Annotated in this window: 22 protein-coding genes; 17 read left to right on the top strand and 5 right to left on the bottom strand. The window is 73.0% G+C overall.

The features are described from left to right. Positions 1 to 7 precede the first annotated feature (7 nt). On the bottom strand, positions 8 to 3,664 hold the full coding sequence (locus AB0I21_RS46485; protein WP_360570721.1) for an adenylate/guanylate cyclase domain-containing protein: 3,657 nt from the start codon (positions 3,662 to 3,664) through the stop codon (positions 8 to 10). Between the two features lie 67 nt (positions 3,665 to 3,731). Then, entirely contained in the window at positions 3,732 to 4,424 is a 693-nt protein-coding gene (locus AB0I21_RS46480; RefSeq protein WP_344506284.1) for a Crp/Fnr family transcriptional regulator, read from the bottom strand. 36 nt (positions 4,425 to 4,460) lie between these two features. On the opposite strand from AB0I21_RS46480, the gene AB0I21_RS46475 reads away from it, so the two are divergent. Continuing rightward, entirely contained in the window at positions 4,461 to 5,621 is a 1,161-nt protein-coding gene (locus AB0I21_RS46475; protein WP_360570719.1) for a phosphotransferase, read from the top strand. Between the two features lie 63 nt (positions 5,622 to 5,684). Beyond that, positions 5,685 to 6,182, top strand: a complete 498-nt coding sequence (locus AB0I21_RS46470) for a polyadenylate-specific 3'-exoribonuclease AS (protein ID WP_360570717.1) — start codon at positions 5,685 to 5,687, stop codon at positions 6,180 to 6,182. 145 nt (positions 6,183 to 6,327) lie between these two features. On the opposite strand, the gene AB0I21_RS46465 is transcribed toward AB0I21_RS46470, so the two are convergent. After that, positions 6,328 to 6,807, bottom strand: coding sequence for an ABA4-like family protein (locus AB0I21_RS46465; RefSeq protein ID WP_360570715.1), 480 nt, complete (start codon positions 6,805 to 6,807; stop codon positions 6,328 to 6,330). Then, positions 6,807 to 7,772 (bottom strand): hypothetical protein, encoded by a 966-nt coding sequence (locus AB0I21_RS46460; RefSeq protein ID WP_360570714.1) that lies wholly within the window; start codon positions 7,770 to 7,772, stop codon positions 6,807 to 6,809. Before AB0I21_RS46460 ends, AB0I21_RS46465 begins: the two co-directional genes overlap by 1 nt. 97 nt (positions 7,773 to 7,869) lie before the next feature. Here AB0I21_RS46460 and AB0I21_RS46455 point away from each other — a divergent pair, with 97 nt between their 5' ends. The 11 genes from AB0I21_RS46455 to AB0I21_RS46405 all read left to right on the top strand — a co-directional run bounded on the left by AB0I21_RS46455 (position 7,870) and on the right by AB0I21_RS46405 (position 19,406). Continuing rightward, positions 7,870 to 8,520, top strand: coding sequence for a MerR family transcriptional regulator (locus AB0I21_RS46455; protein WP_360570712.1), 651 nt, complete (start codon positions 7,870 to 7,872; stop codon positions 8,518 to 8,520). 156 nt (positions 8,521 to 8,676) lie between these two features. Beyond that, positions 8,677 to 9,705, top strand: a complete 1,029-nt coding sequence (locus AB0I21_RS46450; protein WP_360570710.1) for a 6-phosphofructokinase — start codon at positions 8,677 to 8,679, stop codon at positions 9,703 to 9,705. A 126-nt stretch (positions 9,706 to 9,831) separates the two neighbouring features. Then, positions 9,832 to 10,638, top strand: a complete 807-nt coding sequence (proC, locus tag AB0I21_RS46445) for a pyrroline-5-carboxylate reductase (RefSeq protein ID WP_360570708.1) — start codon at positions 9,832 to 9,834, stop codon at positions 10,636 to 10,638. Positions 10,639 to 10,776: 138 nt separating this feature from the next. Further along, a complete protein-coding gene (locus tag AB0I21_RS46440) occupies positions 10,777 to 11,292 on the top strand; it encodes a DUF2199 domain-containing protein (protein WP_360570706.1) in 516 nt (171 codons plus the stop codon). A 210-nt stretch (positions 11,293 to 11,502) separates the two neighbouring features. Next, positions 11,503 to 12,585 (top strand): FHA domain-containing protein, encoded by a 1,083-nt coding sequence (locus AB0I21_RS46435; RefSeq protein ID WP_360570704.1) that lies wholly within the window; start codon positions 11,503 to 11,505, stop codon positions 12,583 to 12,585. A 144-nt stretch (positions 12,586 to 12,729) separates the two neighbouring features. Next, on the top strand, positions 12,730 to 13,245 hold the full coding sequence (locus AB0I21_RS46430; RefSeq protein ID WP_360570702.1) for a thioredoxin domain-containing protein: 516 nt from the start codon (positions 12,730 to 12,732) through the stop codon (positions 13,243 to 13,245). 138 nt (positions 13,246 to 13,383) lie between these two features. Continuing rightward, positions 13,384 to 14,430 carry an acyltransferase gene (locus AB0I21_RS46425; RefSeq protein ID WP_360570700.1) on the top strand — a complete coding sequence of 349 codons (1,047 nt, stop codon included), beginning with the start codon at positions 13,384 to 13,386 and terminating at the stop codon, positions 14,428 to 14,430. Between the two features lie 101 nt (positions 14,431 to 14,531). Then, on the top strand, positions 14,532 to 15,326 hold the full coding sequence (locus tag AB0I21_RS46420) for a hypothetical protein (protein ID WP_360570698.1): 795 nt from the start codon (positions 14,532 to 14,534) through the stop codon (positions 15,324 to 15,326). A gap of 34 nt (positions 15,327 to 15,360) precedes the next feature. Beyond that, the gene (locus tag AB0I21_RS46415) at positions 15,361 to 16,488 is read left to right on the top strand and encodes a hypothetical protein (protein ID WP_360570697.1); all 1,128 of its coding nucleotides are present in this window, start codon (positions 15,361 to 15,363) and stop codon (positions 16,486 to 16,488) included. Between the two features lie 109 nt (positions 16,489 to 16,597). After that, positions 16,598 to 18,085, top strand: coding sequence for a hypothetical protein (locus AB0I21_RS46410; protein ID WP_360570695.1), 1,488 nt, complete (start codon positions 16,598 to 16,600; stop codon positions 18,083 to 18,085). 31 nt (positions 18,086 to 18,116) lie between these two features. Further along, positions 18,117 to 19,406 (top strand): AAA domain-containing protein, encoded by a 1,290-nt coding sequence (locus tag AB0I21_RS46405; protein ID WP_360570693.1) that lies wholly within the window; start codon positions 18,117 to 18,119, stop codon positions 19,404 to 19,406. 12 nt (positions 19,407 to 19,418) lie between these two features. Here AB0I21_RS46405 and AB0I21_RS46400 read toward each other — a convergent pair whose 3' ends face one another. After that, entirely contained in the window at positions 19,419 to 21,419 is a 2,001-nt protein-coding gene (locus AB0I21_RS46400; RefSeq protein ID WP_360570691.1) for a GGDEF domain-containing protein, read from the bottom strand. Positions 21,420 to 21,570: 151 nt separating this feature from the next. On the opposite strand from AB0I21_RS46400, the gene AB0I21_RS46395 reads away from it, so the two are divergent. The 4 genes from AB0I21_RS46395 to AB0I21_RS46380 all read left to right on the top strand — a co-directional run bounded on the left by AB0I21_RS46395 (position 21,571) and on the right by AB0I21_RS46380 (position 25,265). Beyond that, positions 21,571 to 21,987, top strand: coding sequence for a hypothetical protein (locus AB0I21_RS46395; RefSeq protein WP_360570754.1), 417 nt, complete (start codon positions 21,571 to 21,573; stop codon positions 21,985 to 21,987). Positions 21,988 to 22,361: 374 nt separating this feature from the next. After that, positions 22,362 to 23,009 (top strand): winged helix-turn-helix domain-containing protein, encoded by a 648-nt coding sequence (locus AB0I21_RS46390; RefSeq protein ID WP_360570689.1) that lies wholly within the window; start codon positions 22,362 to 22,364, stop codon positions 23,007 to 23,009. Further along, entirely contained in the window at positions 22,972 to 24,876 is a 1,905-nt protein-coding gene (locus AB0I21_RS46385; RefSeq protein ID WP_360570687.1) for an endonuclease/exonuclease/phosphatase family protein, read from the top strand. The genes AB0I21_RS46390 and AB0I21_RS46385 overlap by 38 nt, the downstream gene beginning before the upstream one ends. A gap of 53 nt (positions 24,877 to 24,929) precedes the next feature. Next, positions 24,930 to 25,265, top strand: coding sequence for a hypothetical protein (locus AB0I21_RS46380; protein ID WP_360570685.1), 336 nt, complete (start codon positions 24,930 to 24,932; stop codon positions 25,263 to 25,265). The last annotated feature ends 87 nt before the right edge of the window (positions 25,266 to 25,352 follow it).

Here is a 25,352-nt window from a genome sequence, read left to right as displayed (position 1 = left end):
AGGCCGCCTACAACGGCGTAGGCGGCAGCTCGGCGAGCGTCAGCAGCATCGGCGCGCCGGCCTGGGTGGCGAAGGCGACCAGCTCGCTGCGCCACGGCTCGAGGCGCTCGGCGGCGGCCGGCCCGAGCCGCCCGAGCGCCTGCACGGCCCAGGTGAGCGACAGCATGCGGGCGGAGGCGTTGGGGATCTCGCCGTACAGCTCCGCGGCGGCGAGGTGCATGTCGGCGGCCCGGGCGAAGTCCCCGTCGACGAACGCGATCGCCCCGGTGATCGTCCGCAGCGCCGCCTCGACCCACGGCGTGCGGTGCGGCACGTCGGCGAGCATGTCGCGGATCGCCATCATCGCGACCCGGCCGGCGAGGACGGCGGCGTGGGCGGTCGCGTCGATCCACTCACCGCTGGCGATCGCCCGCACCTCCCGCCAGGTCTTGGCGAGCTCGACGATCAGCGCCTCGGCGTCCCGTGAGTGGCCCTGCAGCGCCCGGCAGAGGGCGCCGTGGCCGAGGACGGTCCACTGCAGGCGGTAGAAGCCGCTGCGCCGGCCTGCGGCGACGAGGTCCTCGATCTCGTCGGCGTTGATGAACGGCTCGCCGCGCAGGATCTTCATCCACGCGTGCGCGCCGCGGACCTGCAGGTCCCATTCGGAGGCGGGGGCGCGTTCGGCGACGCCGATGAGGGTGGCCCAGTCGCCGGTGAAGTACGCGACCTGCGCGACGTTGGAGTAGCCGGTGGCGAGGGTGTGGCTGCCCGGCACGGTGTTGCGGGTGCTCTCGTACATCGCCGCGGACGCGGTCCAGTCGCCGTCCTCCAGCAGCGCCCACGCGACGTTGCGCATCGCCCGGTGCTCCGACAGCAGCCGCCGCTCCCGGCACACCTCGAGCGCGGCCTGCAGCTCGACCAGGCCGGACCGGTCGCCGGCCTGGAAGAGCGCGGTGCCGATGGTGATCCGGGCGCTGGTCGCGACCTCGATGAGGCCGAGCCGGTCGGCGATCTCCGCGGCGGCGCTGGCCGCGGCGACGGCGGGCTCGACCTCGAAGTTGGACATGTGCAGGCGGCCGAGCTCGGCGTACGCGTCGGCCTTCTCCGGCGCGTCCGGCAGCTCGTCGAACAGCTCCACGGCCCGGTCCAGGCACGACAGGGCACCGAGCCGGTCGGCGCGCAGCCACGCGGCCTGCCCGCGGATCGTCCAGGCCCGGGCGGCGCTGGCCTGCTCACCGGCCGCGTAGAGCCGCTCGGCGAGGCTCGCCAGCTGGTCCGTGCCCGCCATGGCCACGCCGGCGCTTCCGGTGCCGCCGGATCCGCCCGTACGGGCCGCGCCCGCCGGACCGGAGCCGGCGGCGCCGAGGAAGGACTCCGGATCGGCGTAGAAGGCGATCTCCGTGGCCAGGAGCTCGATCCGCAGCCGCTCGCCCTGGTCGGTGCTGTCGTCGCAGAGGGCGAGGGCCTTGCCGGTGTGGGCGGCGGCGGCTTCGAGGGCGTGCAGCGCGTACGCGCGGCGGGCCGCCCGGTGCAGCGCGTCCCGCGCCGGCACGCTGTACCGGGGCGCGTCGAGGCCGAGCGAACCGGCGATCTCGTAGGCGGTGTACCGGTGGTTGGCGACGACCTCGGCGAGGTCGGTGTCGCGGTCGGCGGCGACGCTGTCGAGCCAGGCGGCGGTCAGCTCGTGCCGGGCGACCCGCTCGGTGCGGGGGAGCCGCTGGTAGCAGACGTCGCGGACGAGGACGTGGCCGAAGCGGTACTCCGTCTGCCCCTCCATCGTCGAGGCGGCCTGCTCGTGGATGAGGTCGCGCTGCTCGAGGCGGCGCAGGGAGCGTTCGATGCCGTCGGCGGGGCGGCTCATCGCGGCGGCGACCGCGCCGGGCCAGAAGTTCATGCCGACGACCGCGGCGGCCTGCAGCACCGCCCGGTCGGCGGCCTCGAGGAGGTCGACCCGGTTGGCGATGACCGCGTGGACGCTGTCGGGCATCGGCAGCACCCGGCTGAGGGTGTCGGAGGTGCGGACGTTGCCCTGCTCGGCGAGCATGCGGGTGTACTCGAGCGCGTACAGCGGGTTACCGTCGGCGAGCTCGACGAGTGAGTTGAGCGAGTGGCCGGGGAACGCGGCCTGCCCGAGCAGGTGCGCGTACATGGTGGCGATCTCGGCGTCGCGCAGCGGTGGCAGCGTGATGGTGACCGAGCCGGCGATGGCACCGGCCCAGCTGGCGTTGCGCTCCAGGAACTCCGGGCGGGCCGTCGACAGCAGGAGCAGGGGCACGTCCCGTACCGACGCGCCCAGACGCTCCACGAACCGCACCATCGACTCGTCGGCCCAGTGCAGGTCCTCGAAGACCAGGACGGTCGGCCGGTGCGCGGCCAGCGCGACCACGAAACGCCGCCAGGCGGACTCGGTCTCGTCGGGGGCGAGCTTCGGCCCGGGCAGGCCGACGAGCGGGCTGAGCGCGTCGGCGAGCCGCTCGGCCTCCGACGGGGTGACGATCACGCTGAGCGCCGTGTCGAGCCGCTCGCGGGCGGTCTCGGCGCTGTCGGTGTCGAGGATGCCGGCCTGCGCCTTGACGATGTCGGCGAGCGCGGCGTAGGTCACGTTCTCCCCGAACGGGGGGCAGCGGCCGGTGCGCCACGCGACGGGCGCGTCGAAGAGCCGCTCGGCGTGCAGGAACAGCTCGTGCACGAGCCGGCTCTTGCCGATCCCGGCGTGCCCGATGACGGTGACCAGCTGCGGGGTGCGCTCGCGCAGGCCCCGGTGCAGGGCGTTGACCAGCAGGCTGAGCTCGTGGGTGCGGTTGACCAGGGGCGTGGAGCCGGCCTCCCGGTCGGGGTGGTTGCGCCGCAGCGGCGCGAGGGCCAGCCACACCTCGGTCGGGGTGGAGCGGCCACGCAGCGTGGCGGGGGGCTGCGCCTCGTAGCGGATCGACGACTTGGTCAGCGCATACGTGCTGCCGCAGACGAGGACCCCGCCGGGCGGGGCGAGGGACTGCAGCCGGGAGGCGGTGTTGACGACGTCGCCGGCGACGATCGCCTGGCCGCCGTCGCGGGCCGCGGCCACGTCGACGAGGGCCTCGCCGGTCGCGACCCCGACGCGGAAGCGCAGCGCCCGCTCGCCGTCGCCGGTGCTGGCATACCGCGCGAGCACCCGCTGCAGCTCCAGCCCGGCGCGCACGCAGCGCACGGCGTCGGTCTCGGTGGCCACGGGCGCGCCGAAGAGCGCCATGACGGCGTCGCCGATGTACTTCTCGACGACCCCGCCGTACTGACCGATGACCTCGCGGGCGGTGGAGAAGAAGCCCTTCTGCAGCTCGCGGACCAGCTCGGGGTCGGCGCGCTCGACATAGGGCGTGAAGTCGATCAGGTCGACGAACAGGACGCTGATCCGCCGGCGGTCCTCGCTGCGGGTGGCGGGGATCGGCACCGTGGCCCGGCCGATGTGGCCACCGCCACGGTCGGCGCGGCTCGCCGGGCCGCCGCCCGCGCCGGTGGCGGCGCGTGGGGTGCCGCAGCCGGTGCAGAACGACGCGTCCGGGCTCAGCGATCGGCCGCATGTCGCGCAGGCAGGACTCAGCTCGGCGCCGCATCCACCGCAGAACCGGTCACCATCGCCTGACTGGCGGCCGCAGCGTGCGCACTGACTGGAAATCGCCGACACTCCCTGATTCGGATCCCCGCACATCCTCACACGCCGGGGACCCGATCGACCACCGCGTTGCGGCACGCAACGCGGTGGTGCGACAGGCAGGTCAGCGGTCGGTCATCCCGGCGCGGCGGCGCAGGGCGCTGAGGTCGGTCACGACGATCCGCCGGCCCTCGGTGCGCAGCCAGCCGCGGCTGGCGAACGACCCGATGGCCTGGTTGACGCTCTGCCGCGAGCCACCGGCCATCTCCGCCAGCTGGCTCTGGTTGAGCTCGATGGTCACCATCGGCGCGTTGGTCTCGCCGGCGAGCCGGACGAGGGTCTTGGCGACGCGGCCGGGCAGGTCGAGGAAGACGTGGTCGGCGTTCTGCTCGGTGAGGCGCCGGATGAGCGCGCCGAGCGAGCGCATGACCGCGTCCAGGATGCGCGGGTTGGCGTGGACGAGCTCGATGAACGCGTGCCGGGACAGCGCCAGGGCCTGGCAGTCCTCGATCGCCTCTGCGGACGCGGACCGGGCCGCGCCGTCCAGCAGCGACACCTCGCCGAGCGTGTCGGGGGGGCGGACGACCGACAGGACCGCGCGCTCGCCGGTCGGCGCGGTCCGGAACACCATCACGGCACCGCGCTTGAGCACGATGAGTGACTCGCCCGGATCGTTTTCGACGAACAGCAGCTGGCCCTTGCGGTATGTCCGTGGCACCGCCGCCTGGATGACCCGCTGACGCACATCGGGATCCAAGCCACTGAACATATCCACACCGGTCAGTGCGTCGCCGGGATCTGGCAGCCGACCCTCCACGGTCAAACCCCTCCCGGTGCAACGTTGATCGGTCCCATGATCACCGTAGGTGATCACGAGCACAGTACGGAACTTCTACCAGATCATGACGCGCGTGTCGGAGTCTGTACATCCCCCGCATCGGCTCACCGACAGCCCGCGCATGAGCCCGCAGGCAGGCTAGTGCCAGCACGCGAACCGCTGGGGGGCGGGGTTGGTGTCAGATGCCCGGGGAGCCGGTGGTGCGAGCACCGCTTCCCGGGCATCTGCCTGTTCACCGGGCATGGACGCCGTTGTTGGCGCATAATGCGCAGCGTGGCCCCCGCTGCCGACCAGGTGCACACGACACTGCGCAGGAGTTGGCAGTGCGACCCCGGCCCGTGCATTCCTCTCGGTGAAGACGCCTGGCGGGTCGAGATCGACAACGGCCAATTCGAACCGAATCCGCGTGATGCGGCCCAGTTCGTGGTGAAATGGGCTCCGGTGGCCACGCGGCGCGGCTTCGAGGCCGGCCTGTGCGCCGCCGAGCACCTCGACGCGTCGGGCGTCTGCGCCGGGCGCCCGGTCCGGGCCGCCGACGGCGCGCTCACCACCGCGCTCCCCACGCGCGCGGGTGACGGCGTCATCGCCCTGATGCGCCTGGTCCCCGGCCGCCCGCTGCACGCCGACGACCCGCTCGACCAGTCGTGGTGGGGCGGCGCGCTCGGCGCCGCGCACCGCAGCCTGCGCCGGTTCGTGCACCCCGACCTGGCGAAGTTCCAGGTCGCGGCGGTGCCGGCGGCGGCGCCCCACCTGGCGATGGAGCCGTGGCTCGGCCCGGCCGTGACCGAGGCCGCTGCCGTGGTGCGCCGCATCATGGTCACCGACCAGCTCACCTACGGGGTCCGGCACGGCGCGCCGGACGCCGCCCGCTTCCGCCTCGACTCCAGCACCGGCCGGGTCGGACTGGTCGGCTGGGCCGCCGCCGGCACCGGTCCGCTGCTGTACGACCTCGCCCACGCCGTCCTCTGCGCGGGCGGCACCGAGGCGGAGGCCCTGGTCGAGGCGTACGTCAGGGCCGGGCCGGTCCCGGCCGACGAGTGCGTCGCGGTCCTGCCCGCGATGCTCGCGCTGCGCACCGCCGCCCGCGCCGCCGCCGTCGCCGAGAGGATCCACACCGGCGGCGGCACACCCCGCGACCACGCCGAGCTGACCAGGATGGCCGCGCTGCTGCTGTGAGCCGACCTTGCGGCCCTACCCTGCCGCCGCACCGCCGGGCGGCGACGGGGCAGGATGGGAGCGGTGTCGGCATATCGCTACTTCTACGACTGTGAGTTCATCGAGGACGGTCGCCTGATCGACCTGGTCTCCATCGGGGTGGTGGACGAGCACGGCCGCGAGTACTACGCGGTCTCCACGGAGTTCGACGGGTCGCGGGCCGTGCCGTGGGTGCGCCGCAACGTCCTGGACAAGCTGCCGTCGCCGGCCGACAAGGCATGGCGCTCCCGCGAGCGGATCCGCGACGAGCTGCTCGAGTTCCTCATCGAGCCGCTGCGCGCCGGCGAGGCCGACGAGCTGGAGCTGTGGGCCTGGTACGCCGCCTACGACCACGTCGCCCTCGCCCAGCTGTGGGGGCCGATGCCGACGCTGCCCCGGGAGATCCCCCGCTTCACCAAGGACCTGCGCCAGCTGTGGGACGAGACGGGCCGGCCGCCCCTGCCGGCGGCGGAGGGACGGCACGACGCGCTCGTCGACGCCAGGCACAACCTCGCCAGGTGGCAGGTCATGCACCCGGCGTGAACGTGTCCCGGCTCGCGCCCGGCGGCCCCCGCACCCCCTCGTGAACGCGTCCCGGTCGCGCCCTGCGCCCCCCGTGTGAAGCGTCCCGGCCGCGCCCGGCCGGCCGCACACCCCGGGTGGGCGCGGCCCGGCCCGCGTCCGGGGCTCATGCACCCTGCGGGAGCACGTCCTCGTCGCGCCGGGCGGGTCCTGCGTCCGGCGTGACGGGCCGCCGCGTCAGCGGGATCCGTAACGCGAGATACAGGGGCAGGCCGATCGGCGAGAGCAGGATCGTCAGCACCAGCAGCGGCGCCATGATCAGCGGGTGGACCCGCCGCTCCCGGCTGTCCAGGTAGATCCAGCGGCCGACGAGCAGGTCCCAGGCGAGGACCTGTGCCCACACGGCGGCGACCACGTCGTCGTCGGCGAACAGCGACCGCACGCCGGCCAGGTCGGGGTTGAGCATCTCCGCGGCGAACTCCGGCAGCACCGGCCCGATCGCGAACGCCCACACGACCAGCGCCGGCAGGGCGATGAACACCGACCCGGCGATCCGCTCCGACCAGCGCCACCCCGGCGCGAAGATCATCAGCACCCAGAACGGCGCGACGACCAGGAACGCGAGCTGGAACAGGGTGTCAGCCATCAGTGGACCTCGCTCAGCATCCGTGCCTCGGCGGCGGTGGGCTCCACGGTACGGGGGCCGCCCAGCGCCCACATCGTGCCCGCGACGGTGGCCAGAAGTACGACGCCCGCGGCGGCGAGGGTCAGCGCGTCGGGGTCCACGATCGACTGGCCGCGCAGCGCCTGCCAGACGACCAGGCCGGTGAGGGCGGCGTACGCGAGGCCGGCGACCGTCACGAGGCGGGCCCGGACCAGGTCGGGGCGCAGCCGCGCGAAGCGCCGCGAGGCGAGCGCCAGCAGGAACCCGAGCAGCGGCAGCGCCTGCAGGGCGTGCATGCCGATGAAGTGCCCGGCGCGCAGGTCGCCGCCGGTGGTGCTCCAGCCGACCAGGGGCAGGCCGGGGCCGCCGTCGGCCACGCCGACGCTGTGCGCGCCGACGATCGTGGGCGACTCGCCCGCCGGCAGGTCGAGCTGCGCCTTCGTCGGCATGGTCATGAGGAAGCCGACCATCATGCCGGCGAGGCCGACGATCAGCCCGAAGCGGACCGCCAGGGCGTTCGCCCGGTCCGGCAGCCGCTGGATCAGCAGCAGGACCGCGAGGATCAGCGTGCACACCCAGGCGATCGCGATCGTGGCGCCCATGACGCTGTACAGCGTCGAATCGAACGGCGTCTGGTTGTTGAAGTGGCTCTGCCGGCCCCGCGCCGCCTGCCCGACGATGATCACGATCTCGGTGGTGAGGGCGGCGACGGACACGGTGCCCAGCCACCAGCCGAGGCGCTGCCGCCGGTCCAGCAGCGACAGCATCCAGGCGATGGTGACGGAGTAGACGGCGATGGAGACCGAGAACTTGAACGGCTTCAGCCAGAGCGGCGCGCCGACCAGCTCGCGGTCGTCGAGGAGGACGCCCGCGCCGGTCAGGACCGCGAGGACGGTCAGCGCCGCGGCGCTGACGACGAGGGGGCGGTGCAGCTGTGCGAGTCGCATCAGAAGCTCCCAGCAGAATGGATAGTCGAACTATCGATAGCGTCGCTTTCCACTATTGGAGAGTTACACTATCCGTGTCAACCCTGAGAGGACCCTGATGCGCATCGCTGAGCTGAGCCAGAAGACCGGCGTGCCCGTGCCGACGATCAAGTACTACCTACGGGAGGGGCTGCTCCCGGCCGGCGAGCTGACCAGCCCCAACCAGGCCAGGTATGACGATCGACACGTTCAGCGGCTGCGGCTGGTGCGGGTCCTGCTCGACATCGGGCGGTTGCCGATCGCCACCATCCGCGACCTGCTCACCGAGCTCGACCAGCCCGACCCCGACGTGCACGAGGTGCTCGGCCGGGCCCTGCCGGCCTCCGTCGGCACCCGCGAGACCAGCGACCCGGCGATGCTGGCCGCGGCGCACGAACGGGTGAGAACCTTGATCAAGGAGCGCGGCTGGCTGCTGTCGGACAACGCCCGCACCCGGCAGGCCGCGGCCGAGGTCGTCGCCGCGTTTCAGCAGGTCGGGGCCGATGTCGAGCACCTGCTGGAGCAGTACGCGGACCTCGCCGAGCGGATCGCCGTGCACGACCTGCGCTTCGTCGCCCAGGCGGAGGGCAACGAGGGCAAGCTGCACGCCGCCGTCGTCGGCTCGATCCTCGGGGATTCCCTGCTCGCCGCCCTGCGGCGGATGGCGCAGGAGCACGAGTCGGCCAAGATGTTCGGCATCAGAGACGACAGCTGTGACGACAGCTGTTAGGACGGATGTGCCGACTGGTGCGACGTCGGCATCTTCAGGAGGAGCGACTACAGTGCGCTGTGAATCGGCAGCGTCGCCAACGAGTGGGACCCTCCGGCTCGGTCGTGCCCGTCAGGGCGGTCGAGCAGCACCGCAACCAGGAAGGCAAGATCTAGCATGCGTATCGGCGTACTGACCGGGGGCGGCGACTGCCCCGGCCTCAACGCGGTCATCCGGGCCGTGGTCCGCAAGGGCATCGCCACCTACGGTCACGAGTTCGTGGGCTTCCGCGACGGCTGGCGTGGCCCCCTTGAGGGCAACACCCGTGAGCTGGGCATCGCTCAGGTCCGTGGCATCCTGCCGCGCGGCGGCACCATCCTCGGCTCCTCCCGGACCAACCCGTTCAAGATCGACGGCGGCGTTGAGAAGATCAAGTCGAACCTGGCCGACCTCGGCATCGACGCGCTCGTCGCGATCGGCGGCGAGGACACCCTCGGCGTCGCGGCGAAGCTGACCGACCTGGGCGTCAACGTCGTCGGCGTGCCGAAGACGATCGACAACGACCTCGGCGCGACCGACTACACGTTCGGCTTCGACACCGCGGTCAACATCGCGATGGAGGCGATCGACCGGCTGCACACCACCGCCGAGTCGCACCACCGCACCCTCGTCGTCGAGGTCATGGGCCGCCACGCCGGCTGGATCGCGCTGCACGCCGGCCTCGCCGGTGGCGCCAACGTCATCCTCCTGCCGGAGCGGCAGTTCGACGTCGACCAGGTCGCCGGCTACGTCGAGAAGCGCTTCCAGACGCAGTACTCGCCGATCGTCGTCGTCGCCGAGGGCGCCCAGCCGCTCGACGGCCAGATGGTGCTGCACAACCAGGAGCTCGACGCGTTCGGCCACGTCCGCCTCGGCGGCATCGGCCAGTGGCTCGCCGAGCAGCTGGAGGCGAAGACCGGCAAGGAGGCCCGCACCGTCGTGCTCGGCCACATCCAGCGCGGTGGCACGCCGACCGCGTTCGACCGGGTCCTCGCCACCCGCTTCGGCCTGGGCGCGATCGACGCCGTCCACGAGGGCGACTTCGGCAAGATGGTGGCGCTGCAGTCCACCGACATCGTCCGCGTGCCCCTCGCCGACGCGACCCGTGAGCTCAAGACCGTCCCGGTCGAGCGCTACACCGAGGCCGAGGTCTTCTTCGGCTCCTGAGCCCGTCGCGGGCCCGGTCGTCATGACCGGGCCCGCGCCATGTCCGTCTTCGATCTCTCGTCGAGAACTCTCGCCGAACTCTCGCCGAACGTTCGTCGAACTGAGGAGTACTGAGGAGTGGGGTACGTGCGGACCATCGCCGTTCTCGGCGCGGGCAAGCTCGGTGAGGTGCTGCTGTCCGGGTTGCTGCGGGCCGGCTGGCCCGCCGAGCGGCTCCTGGCCACCGCCCGCCGGCCCGAACGGGCCAAGGAGCTGCAGGAGCGCTACGGCATCCAGGTCGTGGACAGCGTCACCGCGCTGCAGACCGCCGACGTGCTGACCGTCGCGGTGAAGCCGCAGGACGCCGGCGCGCTGCTGGCGGAGCTCGGCCCCAAGCTGCCCCCGGGCAAGCTCGTCGTGTCGCTCTGCGCCGGCCTGCCCACCTCGTTCTTCGCCAGGCACCTGCCCGACGGCACCCCGGTCGTGCGCGTGATGACCAACACGCCCGCCCTCGTCGACGAGGCGATGACCGCGATCTCGGCCGGCCCGCACGCCACCGCCGAGCACCTCGCGCTCACCGAGGAGATGTTCCGCCCCCTCGGCCGCACCATCCGCGTCCCCGAGTCGCAGCAGGACGCCGTCACCGCCCTGTCCGGCTCCGGCCCCGCGTACTTCTACTTCCTCGTCGAGGCGATGACCGACGCCGGCATCCTCCTCGGCCTGCCGCGCCAGGTCGCGCACGACCTCATCGTGCAGACCGCGATCGGCTCGGCGGTGATGCTGCGCGAGTCGGGCGAGCACCCCGTCAAGCTCCGCGAGGCCGTGACCTCCCCGGCCGGCACCACCATCAACGCCATCCGTGAGCTGGAGAACCATGGCGTACGGGCCGCGTTCCTCGCCGCCCTCGAAGCCGCCCGCGACCGCGCCCGGGAGCTCGCCGCGCAGAGCGGCTGAAAGCGGCCCGCGACCGCGCCCGCGAGCTCGCCGCGCAGAGCGGCTGAAAGCGGCCCGCGACCGCGCCCGTGGGCTCGCCGCGCAGAGCGGCTGAAAGCCCGCCCGGGAGATCGCCGCGCGGAGTGGTTGAATCTGCCGGTGACCGTCACCTGTACGTGCTGCGGCACGGAGCTCGGCGACGTGCCGAGCATGTGGTCGTTCTCCGCCCCCGACACCTGGGGCGTCCCGGGCGTCGGGGGAGCGTCGTTCCTGGAGGAGGAGCTCTGCTTCGTGGAGCTGCCCGACCTCGATGAACAGCACTTCTTCCTCCGGGCCCTGATCGAGGTCCCGGTCCGCGGCGGCAGCTCCCCATCGGAGCCGGGCGCGCTCACGTACAGCGTCTGGGTCAGCCTCAGCCCGGCCGGCTTCGCCCGCGCCGTCGAGCAGTGGGAGGACCCCGACCGAGCCGCCGAGCCGCCGTTCTTCGGCCAGCTCGCCAACCGCATCCCCGGCCACCCCGAGACGCTCCGGCTGCGGGTGCGGGTCCACACCCGCCCGCCCGGCCTGCGGCCCCTCGTCGAGATCCGCAACCACGACCACCCCCTCGCGGTGTGGCAGCGCGACGGCATCCCCGCGCACGAGCTGCCGGCGGTCGCGGCCGCCTGCGGCGGCTGACAGTTCGTTCATTCAGGCATTCACCCGTATCAGGGGCGATCCCGTGCCCGTACCGTTACATGCAGTGAAGCTGATGTATGCCGCGACCGGGTGGCCCCCCTCCGGTCGCGCGCCCCGCGCTCGGTGCACTTCCCCAGCCGACGAGCGCGGCGTGAAGCCCGCCGTCGGCCGCAGACGTGGTCGACGGCGGCTTTGCGGCATGATAACCGGGTGCGATTCGAAACCAGCCGCGCGCTCGACGCGATCGAGCGGAGACTGAGCGTCGACCCCCTCGCAGCCGGCGGGGTCATCGACCTGGTGGAGGCTGCCCGCAGCGTCGACCTCGACGGCGGCCGGCCGGCCGCCCTGCTGCGCCTCGGCTTGTTCGTCGACGCCCTGAGCCGGCAGCTCGGCGACGGCGGCGTCGGCCTGTACGCCGTGGCCGAACGCGGCGCCATGTCCGACACCGACTTCACGTCCAACGAGCGCATGGTCCTGCGCCGCTGGTCCGACGACGGGCTGATCGAGATGCTGCCGCCGGGCGCCCGGCCGGCCGCCAGAGCGCGGGAGGTCGCCGCGCTGACCGGCCTGCCGCTGATCAGCCGCACGCCGCTGCCCGGCCACCCCGGCCCGGTGTACCTCACCACCGGCGCGTCCGGCGGGATGGAGCTCACCCTCGCCCCGTCCACGGGGTCGTCGCCGCGGCCGCATCCCGTGCTCAGCCGGTACTGGCGCTGCGGCGCCACCGACTGCCCGACCTTCGGCCGCCAGCCCGCGGCCGGCGCCGGCCAGCCACCTCCGGCCCTGCCGAGCGGCGCCCCCGTCTGCCCGCGCCACGGCGAGCGCCTCATCGACGCGGGTCCCCGCCCCGTCACCATGACCATGGCGGTCCGTATCGACGGCGCCGTCCGCGCCCGCTTCCCCCTCACCTCCGCCCGCCCCGTCGTCGTCGGCCGCGCCCCCGACGAGCCCGGCGGCATCACCATCGGCAACTGGCTCACCGACGAGTCCACCCGCCGGGTCAGCCGTAACCACGTCCGCCTGGAGCTCCGCGACGGCATGGTCCTCGTCACCGACGTCAGCACCAACGGCGCCGGCCTGCTCGCCCGCACCGGCTCCTCGGTCCCGCCCCGCGAGGTCGACCTCCACCGCGGCGAGCCCAAGGCGATGGGGGAGTGGGACGAGGTCGAGCTGTACCCGGAGGTCACCGTCGGCCGCGCCGACCGCCCGCCGGCCTCCGTCGCCAAGGGCGGCGCCCCCAACTCGGTCATGGCCGACGCCCCCACCATCGCCCTCCGCCTGCCCAAGCAGTAGCCACCCGGACGGCCCGCCCGGAGAAGTCCAGGCGTGGCGGGCGCGGCGCGGGAGATGTGAGCGGGCGGTGTGAAGCGGGCGCGGCGCCCGGGTTGGGAGCGGATCGGGTCGACTAGAGCATGCCGCGGTGGGCAGGTGCGTCGGATGGACAACGACCACGCGCAGGGCCCGGCCGACGCACCGCTCACCCTGCTCGAGTACGGGGACTACCAGTGCCCGTCCACGGGCCGGGCGTTCGGCGTCGTGGAGCGCCTCCAGCTGCACTTCGCCGAGCGGCTGCGCTTCGTGTTCCGGCACTTCCCGCTGGTCGACCAGCACCCGCGGGCGATGCCGGCGGCGCTGCTCGCGGAGGCGGCCGCCGACGCCGGGTCGTTCTGGGGCATGCACGCGCTGCTCCTGTCGCACCAGAACAGCCTCGAGGACCCCGACCTGTCCCGGTACGCGGAGCAGTTCGGCCTCCCCGGCACCGGCGGCACCCGTGTGCACTACGAACGCGTCGACGCCGACCTGGCCGCCGGGCGCGCCGCGGGGGTGACCCGGACGCCGGCGTTCTTCGTCAACGGCGTCCCGCACGAGGGCGGGTTCGACTTCGGTTCGCTGGTCGCGGCGATCGAGCGGGCGGCCGTACAGGCGACCGAAAAGGCCGTCGAGAAGGGGTAAACGGGTGATATCCGGGTGAACAGCGTCGATTGCCGGAAGAGTTACGGGTTGTCCTCCCTAGGATCTTTGAGAATAAACACAGCCAATTTTGAGCTGAACCAAGGTTGCCGCTAAGACCGTCAGGGCAACCTGTAGGGGATGCGGAACCGGTACGTAGACCTCCTGCGAGCCGTCGCGATCGTCCGGGTGGTGACCTATCACACACTCGGCTTCGCGTGGCTGACCGTCGCGTTCCCGGCCATGGGCCTGATGTTCGCGCTCGGCGGCTCCCTCATGGCCGCCTCCCTCGACCGATCCGAAGGCTTCGGGCTGAAGGCGATCGGTCGCCGCATGCGCCGCATCGTCGTGCCGTTCTGGGTGCTCGGCGCGTTCGCAGTCGTCCTCATGTCGTTCATGGGCGGGCTCGAACACACGTGGCGCCTGGTGCTGTGGTTCGTGCCCCTCGACGATCCGCCCACGTCGGAGAAGGGCGGCGTCTGGTTCAGCCAGATCTGGTACGTCCGGTCCTACCTCTGGTTCATCATCGCGTCGCCGGTACTGCTGTGGCTGTACCGCAAGGCGCCCATCCCGGCGGTGCTCGCACCGTTCGGCGTCCTGGTCGCGCTGTGGGAGACCGGGCACGGCAGCGGCGGCATGGTCCGCGACTTCTTCATGTACGCGCCGATGTGGATGCTCGGGTTCGCCCACCACGACGGCACCCTCCAGCGGATCTCGAAGAAGATCCTCTGGCCGGCGTGCCTGGTCATGGGCGGCATCGGCCTGTTCATGCTCTACACCAACCCCGGCCCGCGCGGGTACGACATGAACGACCTCCCGGTCGCCGACGTGCTGTGGTCGACCGCGTTCCTGCTGGTGATGCTGAACGCCGCGCCGGCCGCGCTGAGCCTGGGCGCCGCCGAGCCGGCCGTCGAGGCGATCAACCGGCGGGCGCTGACCATCTACCTGTGGCACGAGGCGGTCATCACCGCCGTCCGGCTCGCGGCGGTCGCCGCCGGCGTGTCGCTGCTCGGCCCGTACGGCGGGCTGCTCCAGATCGTGCTCGTGTTCGCCCTGGTCACGCTCGTGGTCCTGGGGCTCGGCTGGGTCGAGGACCTCGCCGCCAGGCGCAAACCGAAGCTCATCCCGCTGCCCAGCCGGGCCCCGGCCGGCCGGCTGGAGGACCAGCGGCAACCGGTACCCGCGTAGGCCATCCGCCGGGTGGCGAACCGGACGAACCAGAAATTGCAAGGCGACACGCCGACACTGGTCTTTGCTGGAACTTGCTGGAACCAGCTACCGTGCCGTTCGTGTCCGAACCGATCACCATCGAGATGCTCGAGCGGCGGATCGACCGGTTGCGTGGCGAGCTGCGAAGGGCCGCCACCACCGGTGACCGGATGCAGGCCCGTGCCCTGCGGGCCGAGCTGCGCCAGGCGGAGCACGCCTGGGACGACGCCCTCGCCGACCTGGAGGACCAGGCCAGGCCGGCGCCGCAGCCGGTGCACAAGCCGATGCTGTCGATCCGGGAACAGGTGCATCACGCGCTGACCCTGCTCACGGTGCCGGCGGCGCCGAAGCTCATCATCGCCGTCCACGACGCCTTCTTCCCGGGCGAACTCGTCGCGGCGCGCCTCACCAGCCTGCGGCGCGACGAGGAACGCTCGTTCCGCGTCCAGCCGTTCGGCCGGCCGTACTACCTCTGCCCGGCGCTGACCGCGGACCTGCTGTCACCGGCGCGCGGGCTCCTCGCGCTGTCCACCTGGCCCCTCGAAACCCGGGTGGTCGGGCCGCTCAGCGCCCGCGTCGACTTCCTCATCGGCGCGATCAAGGTCGCCCAGCGGGTGGCGCAGCTGCCCGAGGACGCCCACGACGCCCGACGGCTGCTGTGGCGGTTCGCCGCCAGCATCCCCGGCGCGGGTGGCGCCGGGATCACCCCTGGGTCGGTCGCCGAACTGGCCCAGGCGGAGCTGGACGTGCACCTGGACGCCGACACCGCGGACCGCGCCGCGGCGGCAATCAGAGCACAGGAACGCCTGGACGGATCCGAGGCGCTGTTCGGCGCCCGGTTGCAGCGTCTCCGTCGTACCGCGAGCAAAGCATGAAACCGCGAACTGCTTCCCCGAAAGAAGACCGCTCATGGACCCACTGGTCGACCGGTTGGACCGCATCCGTGGCACGGTGGCGCCGCGCAACCACAACGCGCGGACCATCGCGGCGCTCACCAGCAACCCGGGGTGCGGCCGCCGTGGACTGATGGACGCCGCCGGGGTCAACAAGGGCGCCGTCGCCGGGCAGCTCGGCTTCCCCGCCGGCTTCGGCCAGTCCAGGTTCGCGATCGCCCGCGGCAACGCGTTCGAGGCGCAGGTGAAGGCCGACGGCGCCGCCGAGCTGCTGCAGCTGCTCCGCGAGCGGCTCGGCCTGGCGATCCCCGAGGTCGCCTACGACGACCTGTCCAACGTCGGCGGCAACGCCAGCCGCGAGGTCCGGTATGCGCGGACGAAGGCGCTGCTCGCGCGGGCCGCCGCCGACCGCGACGACGCCGGGACGCTGTTCGACCACCCGATGCTGCGGCTGGAGATCGCCGGCTACTACGCGTACCTCGAGCCGGACCTCATCGCGTTCCGGGCCGGCGGGAAGTTCCACGTGGTCGAGATCAAGTCGTTCGCGGTCATCGACGGCCAGGCCGACCCGGGGAAGACCGCCGCCGCGGCGACCCAGTCCGCGGTGTACGTGATGGCCATGCGCGAGCTGCTCGCCGAGCTCGGCCACCCGGAGGACACGGTGTCGCACAACGTCGTCCTCGTCTGCCCGGAGAACTTCGCGAACCGGCCGACCGCCACCCTCGTCGACGTGCGCAAGCAGCTGACCGTGCTGCGGCGCCAGCTGTCCCGGCTGACCCGCCTGGAGGCGATCCTCGACGCGCTGCCGGCCGGGCTCACCTTCGACCTCGCTTACGACAGCGAGCAGCAGGCCACCCGCCCCGCCGACGAGCTGCGCAAGGCCGTCAGCACGATCGACGCCCGGTACAGCCCCGACTGCCTCGGCACGTGCGAGATGGCGTTCTTCTGCCGCGACGAGGCGGCCGGGTCGACGTCCGCGCTGGGCCGCTCGGTCCGCGACGACCTCGGCGGGGTGGAGAGCATCGGCACGGTCCTCGGCCTGGCCCGCGGGACGCTGACGCCGGGCGCCGGCCAGGAGGAGATCGCCGGCCTGCTGCGCTTCGCGCACAAGCTGCGCACCGAGTGCCTCGACGGCATCGGCTGACCCCCGTGAGCGAGCCTTGCGAGCGAACCATGTTGCAGCGCGCCGTTGCTCACGGCGCCGGCGCCGTGGGCGACCTTCCCGAGCCGCGCGAGCTGTGTGAGCCGGCGACGTGAGCATCCTTACGGCCCTCGCCAGGGCGGAGGCGGTCGAGTCCGGCAAGGCGCAGCCGCTGACCACGGTCCGGCACACGCACATCGCCGCGAACCCCCTCGTCCTCGTGCCGCTCAGCCTCGCCGGCGAGGCGGCCGCGCCCCTCGCCGCGATCGTCGGCACCGACCCGGCCGAGCCGCGGGTGCTCGTCGTCGCCAACCCCCGCGACCGCACCCAGCGCTTCGACTTCGTCGCCGAACTCGCCCGCGTCGTGCTGTCCTACGTGGACGGCTGCGCGCGCAGCGTCGACTCGGCCGCGTCCGGCACGAAGCTGCGGTACGCCGAGGCCCCGCAGGTCATCGTCCCCAACCGGGGCGGGATCGAGTTCGTGCGCCTGCTGGGCCGCTCGACCAGGTTCCGCCGGCCGTTCGGGCCGTACCCCGTGCACCGGACCGTGCCGATCCTCGGGCAGTGGCTGACGTTCCTGCGGGAACGCGCCGACCACCCCGGCTCGTCGATGCTCCTGGCCATGACCGAGGTCCTCGGCAACCACTGGGCGACCGGGCAGAGCGGCCTGGAGGACGCCAACCTCGCCGCCCTCCTCGGCTGGATCGACCCGCCCGGCGGCCTGGACGGCGCCGCCGCAGCCGCGCTCGCCGAGGACCCGCTGCGCTCACCGCCGGCCGGGCCGAGCACTGACCCGACGTTCGACAACGAGATCCTCGCGCCGGCGCTCGCCGCCGTCGCCCGGTCCGACGGCGACGACTTCGCCCGGGAGCGGGCCCTCGCGGCGCTGACCGCGGCCGTCGCCGACCAGATGCAGCCCACGTGGGACCTCACCTGGCAGGCCGTCCGGCTCCTGCGGGGCCGGCCCGCCGGCGCGTCCGTCGAGACCCGCTGGGCCATGGACCGCGACGTCTTCACCATGTACCACATGGGCCTCGCCGACGGGACCGCGCTGCCGCAGCCCCGGCGGGACAGCGCGGTCGCCGCTGCCGGCCGCCTCGACCGGCTCGAACGCGAGCAGGCCCGGTTCGACGCGCAGCGGGCCCTCGACGACCCGCTCGTCATGGCCGAGTTCCGGCTGTCCGGGGAGGCCTTCACCGGTACCGTCGTCGCTGCGTCACCGAACCGGGTCGACACGTCGGGCAAGAAGGCGGCGCTGCGCCCGCACATCACCGTCCAGACGGACGACCCGGTGCGGCTCGAACCGGGCGCGCTGCTGGTCTCCCCGGCGCGCCTCGCCCAGCAGGCGATGGTCGTGGAGGTGTCCAGCGTGGACGTCACCCTGGAGCTGTCGAAGGGCATGGGCCGCTCCACGAAGCAGCCGGCGCCGGGGTCGGTGCCGGCGGTGGGGGAGCGCGTCACGTACGGGCCGGTCACCGACGCGTACCAGCCGCCGGGCCGCTTCCCGAGCCGCGACGACACCCCGTGGACGCACGGCGGCCCGCCACCGGCGGTCGAGTACGGCCCCAGCGAGAACGACGCCGTGGAGGACTGGTCGTGAATCTGGTCGTGCGTGTTGTGAGGTGCTCGTCGTGACCGACGTGATCGCCCGGATCCTCGACGACTTCGGCTCGGCCGCCGGGCGTGGCGTCGTGGTCGACTCCCCGCCCGGTGCCGGGAAGTCGACGCTGGTGGTGCGCGCCGCTCGTACATTGGCGGAATCCGGCGAACGGCTGATGGTGGTCGCCCAGACCAACGAGCAGGTCGACGACCTCATCGACCGGCTCGCCACCGCCGCGCCGACCCTCGCCATCGGCCGGCTGTCCGCGTCGACCTACGTCCCCGCCCAGCGCGTCATCAGGCACGGCACCGTCACCGTCAGCGGCGCCGTCAGCGACATGAACGCCAGCGCCGTCACCATCGGCACCGCCGCGAAGTGGGCCACCGTCACCGACGGCAGCTGGGAGCGGGCGATCGTCGACGAGGCGTACCAGATGCGCTCCGACATGCTGTTACGCGTCGCCGGCCGCTTCTCCCGCGCGCTCTTCGTCGGCGACCCCGGCCAGCTGGACCCCTTCTCCGTCGTCGCCGTGGAACGCTGGGCGGGCCTGTCCTGGGACCCGATGCAGAGCGCGGTCGCGGTCCTGCTGCGGCACAACCCCGACCTGCCCGTCCACCGCCTGCCCGTGTCGTGGCGCCTCCCGCCGTCGGCCGCGTCGGTGGTGTCCTCGGCGTTCTACCCGTTCACGCCGTTCGAGGCGGGCACGAAACCGCTGGACCGCCGCCTGGAGTTCGCCGCCCGTGCCCTCGGGGGCGACCACGGTCTCGATGCGACCCTGGAGACCGCCCGCCGGACCGGCTGGGCGCTGCACGAACTCCCGGCCCGGCACACGGTGCGCACCGACCGGGAGGCGGTCGCCGCGATCGCCGCGCTGGTGAACCGGCTGCTGCAGCGCGGCCCCGTCGCCTACTCCGAGCACGCCCCGGACGGCCGCCCCGTCACCGTCGACCGGATCGCCGTCGGCGCCGCCCACCGCGACCAGGTCGCCGCGATCCGCCAGGCCCTGGCCGGCACCGCCGCCACCGACGTCACGGTCGACACCGCGAACCGCCTCCAGGGCCGCGAGTACGACGTCACCGTCATCCTGCACCCCCTCTCCGGCCGCCGCGACGCGAGCGCCTTCCACCTGGAGGCCGGCCGCCTGTGCGTGCTCGCCTCCCGCCACCGCCACGCCTGCGTCGTCGTCGCCCGGGCCGGCATCGCCGAGCTCCTCGACACCCACCCGTCCGCCGAGCCCGTCCACCTGAACGTCCCTGTCCGCTTCCCCGACGGCTGGGAGGCAAACCAGGCCATGCTCGCCCACCTGCAGGCCAGCCACTGACGACGTCGGGGGTCAGATGTAGACGGTGGTGAGCAGGCGTTTTGCTTCGTACATGGCGGTGTCGGCGCGGTGCAGGACGTGCTGGGGTTCCTCGGCGAGGTGGAAGCGGGTGCCGCCGACGCTGGCGCGGGCGGTGACCGGCGAGGAGCCGCGCACGGCGATCGGTTCGGTGAAGGCGGCCCGGATCCGCTCCGCCAGGTCCGGTACGCCGGAGGCGCCCAGCGTGCCGTGGGTGAGCACGACGAACTCGTCGCCGCCGAGGCGGGCCACCAGGTCGCCGGTGCGGACGCAGGCGCCGAGGCGGCCGGCGACGGCGGTGAGCAGCTCGTCGCCGGCGGCGTGGCCGAGGTTGTCGTTGACGGACTTGAAGCCGTCGAGGTCGATGAAGAGCACGGCGCCCTCGCCGGCGCTGAGGGCGGCGTCGAGCGCGGACATGAACGCGCGGCGGTTCGCCAGGCCGGTGAGGGCGTCGACGTGGGCCAGGCGCCAGGTCTCGTCGAGCAGCTCGCAGGTGCGCAGGACCGTGGCGGCCTGGTCGGCGACGCCGGCCATCCGGTTGGTGATCTCGCGGGCCCGGGCGGTGCCCTGCGGGGTGTCGTAGGCGGCGACGAGGATGCCGTACGGGTGGTCCGGCAGCGCGATGTCCACGATGATCATCATGTCGTGGCCGAAGGTGTCGAGCATCGCGCGGATGAACGGCTCGTCGCTGGTGCTGTCGTAGACGCGGGGCTGGCCGGTGCCGTCGCGGAAGCGGTCGAAGAGGGCGGTGTCCTGCGGGGACACGGTGAGGTTGCGCGCCTTGCGGAGCCGGCCGTCGCCGGCGCCCGCGTTGGCGACCATGCGGAGCTTGCCGCGCTGGTGCAGCAGTACCGTGGCGGAGTCGGCACCCATGACGGACTTGACGGCGTCGGCGGTGAACTCGGCGACCTCGGTCGAGGTCCGGGCCAGGGTGAGCTGGCGGGCGAGCGACAGGAGGCTCTCCGCGGTCCGCTGCCGCTCGGCCGCCGTCTCCAGCGCCGACAGCGCGTCGAGGGCGACGGCCGCGAGGTTCGCGTAGGCGTCGAGCATGCGGCGCTCGGCGTCGAAGAAGTCCTCGCAGTACGCGACGAGGTAGCCGTAGTAGCGGTTGGGTGAGGCGATGTCGGCGACGATCGTGCCGGCGAAGCTGGTCGGCGGCGCGTCGGTGAGCACGGCGATCTCGGCGTCGGTGAGCCCGTAGCCGTGCACCTGCCGCGGCTGGTCCGGCGCGGGGGAGGCGACCAGCAGGAACGCCTGGGCGTTCACCGCGTAGCCGGCGCGGTCGGCGACGAGCGCGAGGGCCCGCTCCGGCTGCTCGGCGGCGACCAGCTCGGCGACCGTGCGCTGCAGCAGCTCCATCCTGCCGGCGAGGATGTCGTCGGCGGCGTCGTCGCGGTGGCGGCCCCGCCACAGCCAGGAGAACAGCCGGCGCTGCCGCCAGCGGACGGTGTAGACGCATGCCTCGGCGCCGCGGACCTGGCACACGTCGTGGGTGACGGTGGCGGCGGGCAGGCCGAAGAGCGCCGGCAGCTGGGTGAGCAGCCCGCGGGTGTAGTCGCAGTCGTAGCGGCTGGGCTGGTAGCCGTTGCGCAGCCGGTACTGGACGCTGGCCGTGCCGTGCCCGGTGGAGAGCGTGGACATGTCGGCGGCGGCGTTGAACTTGGCGCTGGTGGTCGCGATGAGCCGGATGAGCTGGGTGGGGCCGCCGAGCAGCAGCAGGCCGAGCCGTAGCGGGGTGTTGACGGAGTACGACAGGATGCTCTGCCCCACGCGTAGCCCGACGGACTCGTCGCCGAGGGCCTGCGCGGCCGCCGCGAAGACGTTGATCTTCGTCTCGTAGGACCACCAGCGGCGGGCGTCGTCGTACGCCTCGGGCGGCTCGTGTTCGCCGGCGAGGTTGAGCACGTGCGTGACCGCGGTGTCGCCGCCCCTGGCGCGCACGTACCGCAGGATGGCGCGCAGGGTGACACCGGCCGTCTCGCGGATCTGTTCCATGGCGCCTCCGGTGCTCGACATCGGCGCGGTGCGGGTGCGGCTGAGGCGTTCCCCGCGAGGACTGGGTAAGACTGCTCACATGGATGGCGAGCGGCCGGCGAACGAGCGTGACGAGCGGCCGGCGAACGTGCATGGCGGGCGGGTGGAGGACGTGGACGGCGGGCGGGACGAGCCGCTGATCGTGGTCGACGGCGCCAACGTCGTCGGATCCGTGCCCGACGGCTGGTGGCGGGACCGGCGTGGGGCGGCCACCCGGCTCCGGGACGCTCTGGCCGCGAGGGACGCCGCCGCGCTGCCCCCGCCGCTGCTCGGCGCGGTGACCCTGGTGGTGGAGGGCGCCGCCCGCGGCGTGCCGCCGGTCGCGGGCGTGCACGTGGAAGACGCGCCGCGGTCCGGTGACGACCACATCGTCGCGCTCGTCGCCGACAATGTCGGTCATCGGCCGGTCGTGGTGGTCACCGCCGACCGGGAGCTCCGCGAACGGGTGCGCGAGCTCGGTGCGGGTATTGTCAGCCCTGGCGAGTTGCGCGCCTCGATCCCATATGGTGGACGACGAGATTCTATCTAGTGGATAGGATTTGTCGTCAACATGTGCGCACCTCGGCATGGTTCCGGTGATCGCCGACGACCGGGTAGTCTCAACATGCGGGAAGAGATTGACCCATCGCCGTGCGGTGACCAGGCTGGACTCGTAGACGTGTCGTGAATGGCCGGTGAATGTCGGCCGAAAACATCAGACGAATTGTCATCGATCAATTCTGTGCGGCAGGTTACAGCTCTGTCGCTATGGGTGACGATGCTGGTAAGGTCGGTCCCATGTGCCTTGAGGTACACCTTGACCCGGCGTGGGTCTCGCGACGTGCACACCATTTCGACGGCCTTTGTCGAGTGACGGTTCGTTGATTCGGCGTCATTGCAAAGGCTTTTCGAGAGGAATTGAAAATGGCCATTTCGGTCGTCGGTGCGCCAGAGGTGGCGCCCTCGGTGGTCACCATCACCGTGCACATCACCCTCAACGGCGGTGACGAGCTCCCACCGGAGGCGTCCCGCCTGATCAGCGACCTCGAGGCGCTCGCCGCCAGCCAGGCCAAGCAGCAGATCCAGCGCACCCAGCAGCCCCAGCCCCCGTTGCAGCGCGCCGCCGCGCCGGCGCACACCCTGCAGCACGGGCCGTCCCAGCACACCGGCCGCAACCTGCGGCTGGTCGAGACCCCCGACACCGTCGTCGGCGGCGTCGACGCCGCGAAGGTCAAGCGGATCGGCGCGGCCGCACCCGACGCCCCGTCGCTCTTCCTGTGCACCGGGTCCCGGCTCGTCCTGCGCGACGGCGCGCCCGTGCCGCTGACCCGCCGCGAATACGACCTGTTCCTGTTCCTGTGCGAGCACCCGCGTCGCGTGTTCAGCCGGGCGCAGCTGCTGCGCCAGGTCTGGGGCTACGACATGGTCGGCACCGAGCGCACCGTCGACGTCCACGTGCGGCGCCTGCGGGTCAAGCTCGGTGAGGCCGCACGGATCATCGCCACCGTGCGCGGCGTCGGCTATCGTCTCGACGATGACGCCGCCGTCCAGGTTGTCGTTCGCGAGGACTGACCCCCGCGTCCCCGCCCCGCTCGTGAGCACCGCGGCGGGGACCCTGCTCCTGGCCGACCTGCTCCGGGTCTGGCTCCCGTCGATCATCACGATCTTCGGGCAGGCCGCCTCGACACCGGCCGAGCTCATGGGCGCGTTCGCGCTGCTGTGGTTCCTGGTCCCGTTCGCGGTGGTGCCCTTCACCGCCCGGTGGGGCGCCGGGAGGCACGCGGCGAAGGTCGCGCTCGCCGGGGGCGCCGGGCTCGCCGCCGCCCGGTTCGCGCTGCTGTTCGTCCACGGTGGACAGGCGCAGCTGTACGTCGCCTCGATCGGCCTGCTCGCCGGGCTGTCGTGGCTCGCGGCGACCGCCGTGCGGGGCGGACCGGCGGCCGTCGGCGTCCCGGTCGGGCTCGCCGCCGCCGCGCTGCAGCACGCGGCGTTGCGCACCGTCGACCTGACGTGGCAGTCACGGTGGTGGGCCGCGCCGCTCGTCGCCGCCGAGTGCCTGGTGTTCATCTGGTACCAGCGGCGCACGGCACCCGGTAGGACGTCCGCCGCCGCCTGGTTCCTCGTGGGGCCGGCGATGCTCCTCGCCGGCATGTTCGCGCTGTCACCGGCGATCGCGACCGTCGCCCTGTCCTACCGCTTCGACCCGGTCGCCACCACACCCCCGCCCGCGGTGCCGGAGCTGCTGCTCGGCCTGGCCGTGGTGGGTTTCCTCGCCGGGGCGACCGGCCCGCTCAGGGGCCGCTTCGAGCGGGTCGCGGCCGCGCTGACGATCGTCGCGGCGGCGGTCGTCTTCGGCTTGTCACACGGCCCGGGCGGCCTGTTCGTCGCCCTGCTGCTCGGCTGCGGCGCGCTCGGCTGGGCGTTCCGCGCCGCGGCCGCCGACACGCCACCCGAGCCCGACCCCGGCCGGGGCGCGCGGTCCGGGTACGCCGCCCTCGCCGGGATGCTCGTGTTCGCGGTCGCCGCCGTCGCCTACTACGCCGCCTACGACCTCGGCTACCCCAACCAGTGGGTGCCGGTCGCGGTCGCGCTCGCCCCCGCCTGGATCCTGCTGCGCTCCGGCACCGGCGCGCCCGCGACCGGCGTGCGGTGGCGGGCGGGTCTCACGGCCGTCGCGGTGTGCCTGCTCGTGCCGCTGCTCGGGGCCACCACGACCCCGCCCGTCGAGCGGGTCGATACGGCCGGCGCGGATCGGGGGCTGCGGCTGGTGGCGTACAACATCCGCATGGGCTTCGGGCTCGACGGCACCTTCCGGCCGGCGGCGACGGCCCGCGCGATCGCCGCGTCGGACCCCGACGTCGTGGTCCTGTCCGAGGTGGACCGGGCGTGGGTGCTCAACGGCGGCCACGACGACCTGCGGGCCCTCGCGACACGGCTGGGGATGCGGTACTGGTTCGCCCCGGCCGCCGACGCCGTCTGGGGCGACGCGGTGCTGACGAACCTGCCGGTCGCCGCCGCCGAGACGGTGCGGCTGTCGGCGGTCGGCGCGCCGACGGGCGCCCAGGCCCTCGGCGTCGTCGTGCGGTTCGGCGGCCGGGAGATCGCGGTCGTGTCGACGCACATCCAGCCGCCGCCGGACGCCGAACCCCTCGTCCAGGTCGGCGAGATCGCCGCGTTCGCGACCCGGTTCGGCGGCGACCGGCCGACGTTCATCGCCGGTGACCTCAACATCGAGCCCGGTGACGCGGCGATGCGCGCGTTCGCCGACGCCGGCTACGCGGACGGGTTCGCGGCGTTCCGGCCGGTGCGCACGTTCCCCGCCGACAAGCCCGTGAAGGAGATCGACCACGTCCTCGTCCGAGGGCTGACCTGCGCCGAGGTCAGCGTCGGCACGGCAGTGACGTCCGACCATGCGCCGATCGTCACGACATTGCGGTGATTGAGCACCGCGGTGGATGGGCAACCTGCTCTCAGAGAGAGAAAGGGGCAGCGATGAGCGTCACACATGCGAACGGGAGCAAGATCGGTGGCCCGGCAACCAACACTGCCATCGATACTCGCGACGACCTTGGCAACACGGTCGACACGATGTCCGCCAAGACCAAGCAGCGCGCGGCCGAACTGGCCGAGCAGGGCAAGGACGTGGCACGCCGTCGGCCCGTTCCACTGGTGACCGCCGCCGCGGCCGGGGTCGCCACCGTGGTCGTCGCGGTGGTCACGGTCATGCGGAGCCGCCGGAAGCAGACCCCGCGTCAGCGGGCCATGAAGGCTGCGACCAACGCGTGGCGGAGCACCAGCAAGAGCGTGCGGAAACGGGTCAAGCGGTAACCTCCTCTCCCGCAGTCGCGCCCCCCCCCCCCCCGGGGGGGGGGGGCCCGCGTTGTTTCGGGCCGGGTTTTAACGTTGGCGGCAGAG

It is taken from the genome of Dactylosporangium sp. NPDC050588 (assembly GCF_040654975.1).
Classification (GTDB): domain Bacteria; phylum Actinomycetota; class Actinomycetes; order Mycobacteriales; family Micromonosporaceae; genus Dactylosporangium; species Dactylosporangium maewongense.
Note: the sequence above shows the minus strand (reverse complement) of the source record. Positions and strands in the feature narration are given on the sequence as shown.

Bases quoted from the DNA above. Each gene is read 5' to 3' on its own strand.
- AB0I21_RS46450 (WP_360570710.1), top strand. From the start codon at position 8,677: ATGCGTATCGGCGTACTGACCGGGGGCGGCGACTGCCCCGGCCTCAAC.
- AB0I21_RS46425 (WP_360570700.1), top strand. From the start codon at position 13,384: ATGCGGAACCGGTACGTAGACCTCCTGCGAGCCGTCGCGATCGTCCGG.
- AB0I21_RS46400 (WP_360570691.1), bottom strand. From the start codon at position 21,419: ATGGAACAGATCCGCGAGACGGCCGGTGTCACCCTGCGCGCCATCCTG.
- AB0I21_RS46380 (WP_360570685.1), top strand. From the start codon at position 24,930: ATGAGCGTCACACATGCGAACGGGAGCAAGATCGGTGGCCCGGCAACC.
- AB0I21_RS46390 (WP_360570689.1), top strand. From the start codon at position 22,362: ATGGCCATTTCGGTCGTCGGTGCGCCAGAGGTGGCGCCCTCGGTGGTC.
- AB0I21_RS46475 (WP_360570719.1), top strand. From the start codon at position 4,461: ATGATCACCGTAGGTGATCACGAGCACAGTACGGAACTTCTACCAGAT.
- AB0I21_RS46485 (WP_360570721.1), bottom strand. From the start codon at position 3,664: ATGTGCGGGGATCCGAATCAGGGAGTGTCGGCGATTTCCAGTCAGTGC.
- AB0I21_RS46385 (WP_360570687.1), top strand. From the start codon at position 22,972: ATGACGCCGCCGTCCAGGTTGTCGTTCGCGAGGACTGACCCCCGCGTC.
- AB0I21_RS46460 (WP_360570714.1), bottom strand. From the start codon at position 7,772: ATGCGACTCGCACAGCTGCACCGCCCCCTCGTCGTCAGCGCCGCGGCG.
- AB0I21_RS46415 (WP_360570697.1), top strand. From the start codon at position 15,361: ATGGACCCACTGGTCGACCGGTTGGACCGCATCCGTGGCACGGTGGCG.
- AB0I21_RS46430 (WP_360570702.1), top strand. From the start codon at position 12,730: ATGGACAACGACCACGCGCAGGGCCCGGCCGACGCACCGCTCACCCTG.
- AB0I21_RS46465 (WP_360570715.1), bottom strand. From the start codon at position 6,807: ATGGCTGACACCCTGTTCCAGCTCGCGTTCCTGGTCGTCGCGCCGTTC.
- AB0I21_RS46455 (WP_360570712.1), top strand. From the start codon at position 7,870: ATGCGCATCGCTGAGCTGAGCCAGAAGACCGGCGTGCCCGTGCCGACG.